Below are 9,497 nucleotides of genomic sequence, written 5' to 3'. Positions count from 1 at the left end.
ACCGCGATCGGCTGGCACCGCATCAACGGCGACACCAACATCGCCCGCGCCAACCGACGAGCTGACCGCCGATCACACGACCTTATCGACGCCGTTACCAGCAGTTACACCAACACGCAATGACCCTGCCTCTCCGGGCAGGCGCCTACTCCCGATGGTTGATCATTCGCGGCGATGGCGGTGATCATGCGATCTGATCCGAGGTGAGGTCGGCCCGACGCACTCATCCGGCTACCCGCACTCATCCGCAGGCGAGAGGAATCCCTCTCATCTTCCTGCCGCCGAGGCAGCCAAGAAGGGGCGCAGATCAGCTTGCCCTGCTAACACGCGCCGCCGTTCGGTCCCGCGCCGATCGGGTAGGTGCGTAAGCAAAACCCGGCCCTTCACCCCGCCGCGCTGAGCGGCGCGCAGGCAAGCCGCCCGGCTTTCACCCCGCCGCGCTGAGCCGCGCGCAGGCAAGCCGCCCGGCCTTTCACCCCGCCGCGCTGAGCCGCGCGCAAGTAAACCCCAAGCCCTTACCCCGCCGTGCGGCGGCGCGCAAGGAGCCCCCACCCCCTCACCCCACCGCGCCGGAGCCGCCCGCACGCAAACCCCCTAGTCCCGCGCCACCACGCGGAGCCGCTCGCACGCAAACCACCAGCCCCACACCGCCGCACGGACCGGCACGCAAATTGAGGCGTGTCCGGGAGGTGGGGTGGCTGCGAGGCGGGGGCTGCTCAGCGTGGGGCTGTTGCTGGGGGCGTCATGGTTGTTGGGGCTGTGGCCAGGTGGCGCAGGGAGCGGACCACCGGGATCGTGGCCAGCAGGCCCAGCACCGGGATCAGGAACCCCAGGCGCAGGCCGATCGGGTCGGACAGGGCGCCCAGCAGGACCGCGCCGACCAGGGCGCCGCCGTAGTTGAACAGGTTTACCCGGGCGATTACCTCGTCGCTGTGGCCTGGGGCTGCCTCGCCGGCTGAGCTGAAGGCCAAGGGGACCAGCACGCCTACGCCTATGCCGGTCAGGCCGAAGCCGGCGATTGCGACCGGGATCGACGGCACCGCCACCACTATGCCGCAGCCGGCCGCGCAGATCAGCAGGCAGGCCGCGGCCGATGGGATGCGGCCGAGGCGGGGGACGATGTGGTCGCCGGCCAGCCTCGCTACCAGCACTGCGGCCTGGTAGGCGGCGTAGCCGAGCGGGACCACCGCGGCCGACGCGGTCAGGGAGTCGTCCAGGTAGACCGAGCTCCACGTGCTGACCGCGGAGTCGGCCAGGAAGGCGGTGAAGATGAACGCCCCGCACACCCACACGATGTGCCGGGTGCCGTCGTGCCGTTTTTCGCCGGCGAGCTCGGCCAGCTCGGGCATCACGGTGCGGCCGGGTTCGAGGGAGGTGAAGCTGCCGCCGGCCACCACCGCGGCTACCACGGCGGCCGCGCCTACGGCCAGTGCCGCGGCGTTGCCGGAGGCGCTGAAGCCGGACATCAGCAGCGCGGCGAGGATCGCGGCGGCGGTGTACGCGGCGAACAGCCGGCTCATCACGCTGCGGCCGATCCGCGCCTGCACAAGAACGCCCTGCATGCTGAGGCTGGCGTCGACGGCGCCGAGGCCCACGCCGTACGCGATCAGAATGGCCGTGAAGATTGGCGTCGGGGTGTGGAAGGCCGTCAGGCCGAGGCCGACCGCGACGGTGAGCAGGCCGCCGCTGAGCGCGAAGCGGCTCCCCCACCGGGCCGCCACTTTGTCCGCCAGCACCGAACCGCCGGCCGCCGCTACGCAGACCAGGAGCAGGATCACCGAGACGTACGCGTCGTCGATGCCCTGCCGGTCCTTGAAGGCGGGCAACGCCGTGACCACCGCCGCGTAACCGAAGCCCTGCGCGGCGTAACCGGCGCCGATCCAGGTGGCGCGGCGGCCGGCGCTCGGCTCGGCAGTTTCTTCGTGCGGCATCAGCGAATCATCCTGGCGCTGCCCGTTATTGAAAAGACCTCACGTTCAAGTTGCCGTGCAGGACAGGGCCGGCGGGGCGTTGGCGCCGTTCCAGGCGCCGATGAAGCCGAACGTGGTGCTCGCCGCCGCGGCCAACGCTCCGTTGTAGGACTCACTACGGGCCGTCACCGTCGAGCCGCTCGTGGAGACAGCAGCGTTCCATGCCTGACTGACCGCCTGGCCGTTGCCGAAGGTCATGGTGACGACCCAGGTCCGGATGGCGGCCGAGCCCGCGGTCACCCGCACCTCGCCCTGGAATCCGCCCGACAACTGACTCACCTGGCTGTAGGTCGCCGAGCAGCCGGCCGAGGCGGGAGGCGAGGTGGGCGGGGTTGTCGTTCCCGAACCCCACCGGGTGTCCAGCCAGGCCGCTCGCTGCGTCATCCAGGTGCGCATGACCTGCACCTGACCGGACCATGTCGCGGACGTGTCGGTGATGAACGGGCCGATCATCCGGGTGGCGAGGTTGGGCCAGCGCTGGAAATTGCGGGCGGCCCCGGCGGTGAGCGGCGCGGTGAGTGCGTCGACCCGCGAGTTGAGGGCGCTGGTGGACAGCAAGCCCGCACGCAGTTCCTTCCATCGCGCCTTGAGGCCGGCCTGGAAAGCGGGATCGGTGAGCAGGATCTGGAACCAGTCGCTGGCCTGCGGGTTGCGCGTCTGCTGGTACTGCCAGCCGCTGGTCTGCTCGTTGCCGAAATAGCCACCGGTGCCGAACGTCAGGTCGTAGTCCCAGAGCGGCCCGGCGGTGATAACTCCGTCGCGATCCTTGTAGAAGTAGGTGCTGCGGAGATATGAATCCATCTCCCGGCTGAGCTCGTTGAGAATGATCAGGTCGAGCCAGGATCGGGCGTCGATCCAGCTGCGATAGTGCGCGGTGAAGTCCGATTCGTGCAGCATGTCATGGGATTGCTGGATGTAGGACGTCAGCCAGGCCTTCTGCGCGGCGTTCAGCGGCGACGGATCCTCCGCCTCGAGGTAGTTCCAGCACGTCGCCGACGAGCCGGTGCAGGGCAGCGTCGGCTCCTCCGCGGCCAGCCACTCGTCGATCAGGACGACGGGCAGGTCGTGCTGGGCGTCGAAGTTGCGGGCCACGTAGAGACCGGTCGCTCCGGCCCCGGTGGCGGCCCCGTTCACGTACGCCTGGGCCCGGACCTGAGTGGTCGCGGTGACCGTGAGTGGCGCGCCGTAGAGGGTGGAGGCACCGGTCGGCGCCGTGCCGTTGAGGGTGTAGCGGATATCGGCGCCACTGAAGTAGAGCGACCGGTAGGTGAACCGGCGGATGCCGCCGATCTCCAGAGCCCGCGCGTCGAGGCCGTCGAGCACGCCGGCCACGTCCGCCGCCGGCATCAGATATTTGCGGTCGACCCGGCTGCACAACGCGGCCCGCTGCTCCAGCTCGGCCAGGCCGACCGCGGGCAACGCGTGCAGGTTCATCGGGCCGTCCCGTAACGCACGTCGACCACGGTCGAGTCGTTGATCAGGTCGATGCGCTGGAGCCGGGCCGAGTGCACCGTGCCGAGGGCCAGGGCCGAGAAGAAGTAGGCCACCTCGTGCTGGTCCAGCTCGGTGGAGCGCAACCGGATGATCGACAGCACGCCGAACAGGGCCAGGCCGACGCTGAGCCCGGCGCTGCCCGCGCTGCCGGCCTGCAGCGCGTCGGCAACGGCCAGCACGCCGATGTAGGCGGCGATGACGGGGCAGATAGAGCCCGATGACCAGAATCGTGACGGCCAGCACTTCGGCCCCGAGCAGGGCGATTTCCGGCATACGGCACCCCTGTGGTTAACCTCGAAACTTCCGGAAGCAGACCAGAACTTGAATCGCAGGTTAAGAGTAGGTTTCGACAGATGTCAATATATGGTTCACCCGGAGCTGCCGTTCAGCACGGGCTATGCCTGGCTGAGGCATCGACATGCCGTTCACTGCGTTGCCGAGAGTTCCGGAGAGGTGCGCAAGTTACCGACACGTATCTGTCGGGACTTAAGGCGAAGGCGCGACGCCAGTAGGCTCCGTACAACGATTCTTGCGAGGCAGGGGCTCTACCGGTGTTCAGACGTATCGCCATCGTCAATCGTGGTGAGGCCGCGATGCGGCTCATCCACGCCGTCCGTGAGCTGGCCGCGGAGACCGGGACACCGATCGAGACCGTGGCCTTCTTCACCGACGTCGACCGCACCGCCACCTTCGTGCGCGAGGCCGACATCGCGTACGACCTGGGCCCCGCCGCCGCGCGGCCCTACCTCGACCTCAAGGCCCTCGAGCGCGCCCTGATCGACTCGGGCGCCGACGCGGCCTGGGTCGGCTGGGGCTTCGTCGCCGAGGACCCGGCGTTCGCCGAGTTGTGCGACCGGGTCGGGGTCACGTTCGTCGGTCCGAGCGCGGACGCCATGCGCCAACTCGGCGACAAGATCGGCGCGAAACTGATCGCCGAGGAGGTCGGCGTCCCGGTCGCGCCGTGGAGCCGCGGCCCGGTCGAGACCCTCGAGGCGGCGCTCGAGGCCGCGTCGAACATCGGCTATCCGCTGATGCTCAAGGCCACCGCGGGCGGTGGCGGGCGCGGCATCCGCGTGGTGCGCGACCCCTCCGCGTTGCAGGACGCCTACGAGCGGACCAGCCAGGAGGCGGCGCGGGCGTTCGGCAGCGGCATCGTCTTCCTCGAGCGCCTGGTCACCGGCGCCCGGCACGTCGAGGTGCAGATCATCGCGGACGGGCAGGGCACCGCGTGGGCGCTGGGCGTGCGCGACTGCTCGGTCCAGCGGCGCAACCAGAAGGTCATCGAGGAGTCCGCGTCGCCGGTGCTGCCGCCCGCGCGCATCACCGAGCTGAAGGAGTCGGCCGAGCGGCTCGCCGTGCGGGTCGGTTACCGCGGCGCCGCCACCGTCGAGTTCCTCTACCACCCGGGCGACGACCTGCTCGCCTTCCTGGAGGTCAACACCCGGCTCCAGGTCGAGCACCCGATCACCGAGTCGACCACCGGTTTCGACCTGGTCAAGGCCCAGCTGCACGTCGCGGGCGGCGGCCGGCTCGAGGGCACCCCGCCGGTCGAGCGCGGCCACGCCATCGAGGCCCGGCTCAACGCCGAAGACCCGGACCGCGACTTCGCGCCCTCCCCCGGCCGCATCGCCCACCTCGGCCTGCCCGCCGGCCCCGGCATCCGGGTCGACACCGGCGTCAGCGAGGGCGACTCCATCCCCGGTGACTTCGACTCGATGATCGCCAAGGTCATCGCGTACGGGAAAGACCGCGACGAGGCGCTGGGCCGGCTCCGCCGGGCGATGGCCGACACCTCCGTGATCATCGAGGGCGGCGCGACCAACAAGAGCTTCGTGCTCGACCTGCTCGACCAGCCCGAGGTCATCTCGGGCAGCGCCGACACCGGCTGGATCGACCGGGTCCGCGAGGAGGGCCGGCTGGTCTCGCACAGCAACAGCGCGGTCGCCCTGGCCGCCGCGGCCATCGAGGCGTACGAGGACGAGGAGCGCGCCGAGCGCCAGCGACTGCTGTCCACCGCGTTCGGCGGCCGCCCCCAGGTGCACCACGAGAGCGGCCGGCCGCTCGACCTGAAACTGCGCGGCAACGGATACCGCGTGCGGGTCGCCCGGGTCGGCGCCCACCGCTTCCGGATCGGCATCGAGGCCGGTGACGAGGTTCGCGTCGCCGACGTCGAACTGGAGCGCTTCGACAAGCACACCGGCCGGATCACGGTCAACGGCGAGCGGCACCGGCTGCTCTCCGGCATCCACGGCGTGATCAGCCTGATCGAGGTCGACGGCGTCGCCCACCGGGTCACCCGCGACGAGGGCGGCGTGCTCCGCTCGCCGATGCCCGCGCTGGTCGTGGCCACCCCGCTGCAGGCCGGCGCCGAGGTCGAGGCGGGCGCGCCGGTGCTGGTCCTGGAAGCCATGAAGATGGAGGCGGTGCTCCGCGCGCCGTTCAAGGCCCGCCTCAAGGAGGTGCTGGTCACCGTCGGCAACAAGGTCGAGACCGGGGCCGCGCTGCTGCGCCTCGAGCCGATCGGCGACGCCGCAGCGGTTGCCGAGGCGGCAACCGGCACGATCGAGATCGACCTGCCCGCCGAGCATGCCGAGGTTTCCCTCCCCCGCCGCCTGGAAGACGTGCGCAGCCTGCTGCTCGGTTTCGACGCTGATCCGCACGACGAGCGCCGCGTCCTCACCGACTACCTCGACGCCCGCGGGGCGGCCGGCGCGGCCGGCCGCCGCCCGCTCGCCGGCGAGGTCGAGCTGGTCGAGGTGTTCGCCGACCTGGCCGAGCTGAGCCGCAACCGGCCGGCCGGCGAGGAGGTCAGCAAGGACACCCACGTGCACAGCGCGCGGGAGTACTTCCACACCTACCTGCAGAGCCTCGACGTGGAACGGGCCGGGCTGCCGGAGTCGTTCCAGGCCCGGCTGAAGAAGGCGCTCGGCTACTACGGCGTCACCGACCTGGAGCGCACGCACGCGCTCGAGTCCGCGGTGTTCCGGATCTTCCTGGCCCTGCAGCGCTCGGCCGCCGACGCCTCGGTGATCGCCACGCTGCTGCGCTCCTGGATGCGCGAGTCGCCGCCGGACGAGACGCTGCGTGAGCCCTCCGGCCTGGCCCTGGAACGCCTGGTCGCGGCCACCCAGGTCCGTTTCCCCGCGCTCGCCGACCTGGCCCGCGGCGTGGTGTTCGCCTGGTTCGGGCAACCGCTGCTGCGCCGCAACCGGGCGCTCGTCTACGCCGGAGTCCGCCAGCACCTTCGTTACCTCGACGCCTCGCCGGAGGCCGCCGACCGGTCCGGCCGCATCGGCGAGATGGTGCGGAGCACCGAGCCGCTGGTCCGGCTGCTCGCGCAGCGCCTGATGCGCGACAACCTCGACAACTCGGTCATGCTCGAGGTGCTGACCCGCCGGTACTACGGCAACAAGGGGCTCAGCGACGTGCGCACCGTCGCATCGGCCGGCTGTTCGTTCGTGGTGGCCGAGAAGGCCGGGGCGCTGCTGGTCTCCGCGGCCGAGAAGTTCGACAAGCTCGGCACCGCGCTCGACGGGCTCGCCGCGCTGGCCACCGGCGATCTGGCGGTCGACGCCGACATCTACCTGTCGTGGGAGGGCCAGCCCGCCGACCCCGACACGATGGCCGGCGAGCTGCACGAGATCATCTGCGCGCACCCGCTGCCCGACCGGATCCGCCGGGTGACCGTCGCGGTCGCCGGCCGGCGGGGTGCGGTCATGCACCACCACTTCACGTTCCGCCCGGCCACCACCGGGATGATGGAGGAACGGCTCATCCGCGGCCTGCACCCGTACATCGCGCAGCGGATGCAGATGGAGCGGCTGCGCAAGTTCGACCTCACCCGGGTGCCCTCGGCCGACGAGGAGATCTACCTGTTCCGGGCGGTGGCCCGGGAAAATCCGGCCGACGACCGGCTGGTCGCGTTCGCCCAGGTGCGTGACCTGACCGAGCTGCGTGAGCACGACGGCCGCCTGGTCGCCCTGCCCACCACCGAGGACACCATCGCCACCTGCCTCGACTCGATCCGGCGGGCCCAGTCGCAGCGGCCCAGCGACAAGCGGTTCAACACCAACCGGATCGTCATCTACGTGTGGCCGCCGGTCGCGCTGACCAGCGCGGAGATCGAGATGATCGCCCGCCGGGTGGCCCCGACGACGGCCGGCGCCGGGATCGAGGAGATCTCGTTCATCGCCCGGCTGGCCGGCGGCGATCAGCTCCGCAAGGGCACGGTGCGGGTCGTCTTCGACGCCACCGGCGGCACGTCGCTGACCATCGAGGAGCCGTCCAGCGCCCCGGTCGAGCCGCTCGACGGCTACCGGCAGAAGGTGCTGCGCGCGGCGAGCCGCAACACCGTCTACCCGTACGAGCTGACCGCCCGGCTCGGCGATTTCGTGGAGCACGACCTGGACGCGGCGGGCGTTCTCGTGCCGGTCGACCGGCCGAAGGGACGCAACACCGCGGCCCTGGTCGCCGGCGTGATCTCCACCGCGACCGAGCGCTACCCCGAGGGCGTCGCCCGGGTGATCCTGCTCGGTGACCCGACCAAGTCGCTGGGCGCGCTCTCCGAGCCCGAGTGCCGCCGGGTCATCGCCGCGCTCGACCTGGCGTCCGCGAAGGGCCTCCCGCTGGAGTGGTACGCGCTGTCCTCCGGCGCGCGCATCTCGATGGACTCCGGCACCGAGAACATGGACTGGGTGGCCGCGGCGCTGAAGCGGATCGTCGACTTCACCCAGGCCGGCGGCGAGATCAACATCGTGGTGGCGGGCATCAACGTCGGCGCCCAGCCGTACTGGAACGCCGAGGCCACGATGCTCATGCACACCAAGGGCATCCTGGTCATGACGCCGGACTCGGCGATGGTGCTCACCGGCAAGCAGAGCCTCGACTTCTCCGGTGGCGTGTCGGCCGAGGACAACTTCGGCATCGGTGGCTACGACCGGGTGATGGGCCCCAACGGCCAGGCGCAGTATTGGGCGCCGTCGCTGAACGCGGCCCGGGACGTGCTGATGTCGCACTACGACCACACGTACGTCGTGCCCGGCGAGGACGGCCCGCGCCGTGCCGCCACGACCGACCCGGTCGACCGCGACATCTCGAGCTTCCCGCACCAGGCCCCGGACAGCGATTTCACCACCGTCGGCGAGATCTTCTCGTCGACTTCGAACCCGGACCGCAAGAAGCCGTTCGACATCCGCGCCGTGATGCGCGCCCTGTCCGACCAGGATCACCCGGTCCTGGAGCGCTGGGCGGGCATGGCCGACGCCGAGACCGCCGTCGTGCAGGACGTGCATCTGGGCGGCGTGCCGGTCTGCCTGCTCGGCATCGAGTCGCGTTCGGTGCCCCGCCGGGGCTTCCCGCCCACCGACGGCCCGGACACCTACACCGCGGGCACGCTCTTCCCCCGCTCGTCGAAGAAGGCAGCTCGGGCGATCAACGCGGCCAGCGGCAACCGCCCGCTCGTCGTGCTCGCCAACCTGTCCGGTTTCGACGGTTCCCCCGAGTCGATGCGCAAGATCCAGTTGGAATATGGCGCGGAGATCGGCCGGGCCATCGTCAACTTCCAGGGCCCGATCGTCTTCTGCGTGATCTCCCGCTACCACGGCGGCGCGTTCGTGGTCTTCTCCAAGCGCCTCAACCCGAACATGACGGTGCTCGCCCTGGAGGGCTCGTTCGCCTCGGTGCTGGGCGGCGCGCCGGCCGCGGCGGTCGTCTTCGCCGGCGACGTCAACGCCCGCACCGCGGCCGACCCGCGGGTCCGGGCGGCCGAGGCCCGGGTGGCCGCGGCGTCCGGCGCCGAGCGGGGCGCGTTCGCGGCCGAGCTGGACGAGCTGCGAGCCTCGGTGCGCACCGAGAAGCTGGGCGAGGTGGCCACCGAGTTCGACCGCATCCACTCGATCCAGCGAGCGGTGCAGGTCGGCTCGGTCGACGCCGTCATCAAGGCGGCCGAGATGCGCCCGCGCATCATCGAGGCGATCGACACCCACCTGCGCAAGCAGTGACCGCCCGCGCCCGGATCATTCCCCGGTCCAGCCA

General features: G+C 70.9%; 4 protein-coding genes. 1 reads left to right on the top strand and 3 read right to left on the bottom strand.

The annotated features are described in order from the left end of the window. Window positions 1-716 precede the first annotated feature (716 nt). The 3 genes from AB0E90_RS35860 to AB0E90_RS35850 are packed head-to-tail and all read right to left on the bottom strand — an operon-like array spanning window position 717 to window position 3,643. On the bottom strand, window positions 717-1,931 hold the full coding sequence (locus AB0E90_RS35860) for an MFS transporter (RefSeq protein ID WP_360415871.1): 1,215 nt from the start codon (window positions 1,929-1,931) through the stop codon (window positions 717-719). 45 nt (window positions 1,932-1,976) lie between these two features. Next, window positions 1,977-3,404: a CotH kinase family protein gene (locus tag AB0E90_RS35855; protein WP_360415869.1), complete on the bottom strand. Its 1,428-nt coding sequence runs from the start codon at window positions 3,402-3,404 to the stop codon at window positions 1,977-1,979. Beyond that, window positions 3,401-3,643, bottom strand: a complete 243-nt coding sequence (locus tag AB0E90_RS35850) for a DUF4956 domain-containing protein (RefSeq protein WP_360415867.1) — start codon at window positions 3,641-3,643, stop codon at window positions 3,401-3,403. The genes AB0E90_RS35855 and AB0E90_RS35850 overlap by 4 nt, the downstream gene beginning before the upstream one ends. Window positions 3,644-4,015: 372 nt before the next feature. Between AB0E90_RS35850 and AB0E90_RS35845 the strand changes: the two genes are divergently transcribed. Next, complete coding sequence (locus tag AB0E90_RS35845; protein WP_360415865.1) at window positions 4,016-9,463, top strand: carboxyl transferase domain-containing protein; 5,448 nt, start codon at window positions 4,016-4,018, stop codon at window positions 9,461-9,463. Window positions 9,464-9,497 lie beyond the last annotated feature (34 nt).

The sequence above is a fragment of the Actinoplanes sp. NPDC026619 genome (assembly GCF_040638295.1).
Classification (GTDB): domain Bacteria; phylum Actinomycetota; class Actinomycetes; order Mycobacteriales; family Micromonosporaceae; genus Actinoplanes.
This window is presented reverse-complemented; position numbering and strand designations above follow the sequence as displayed.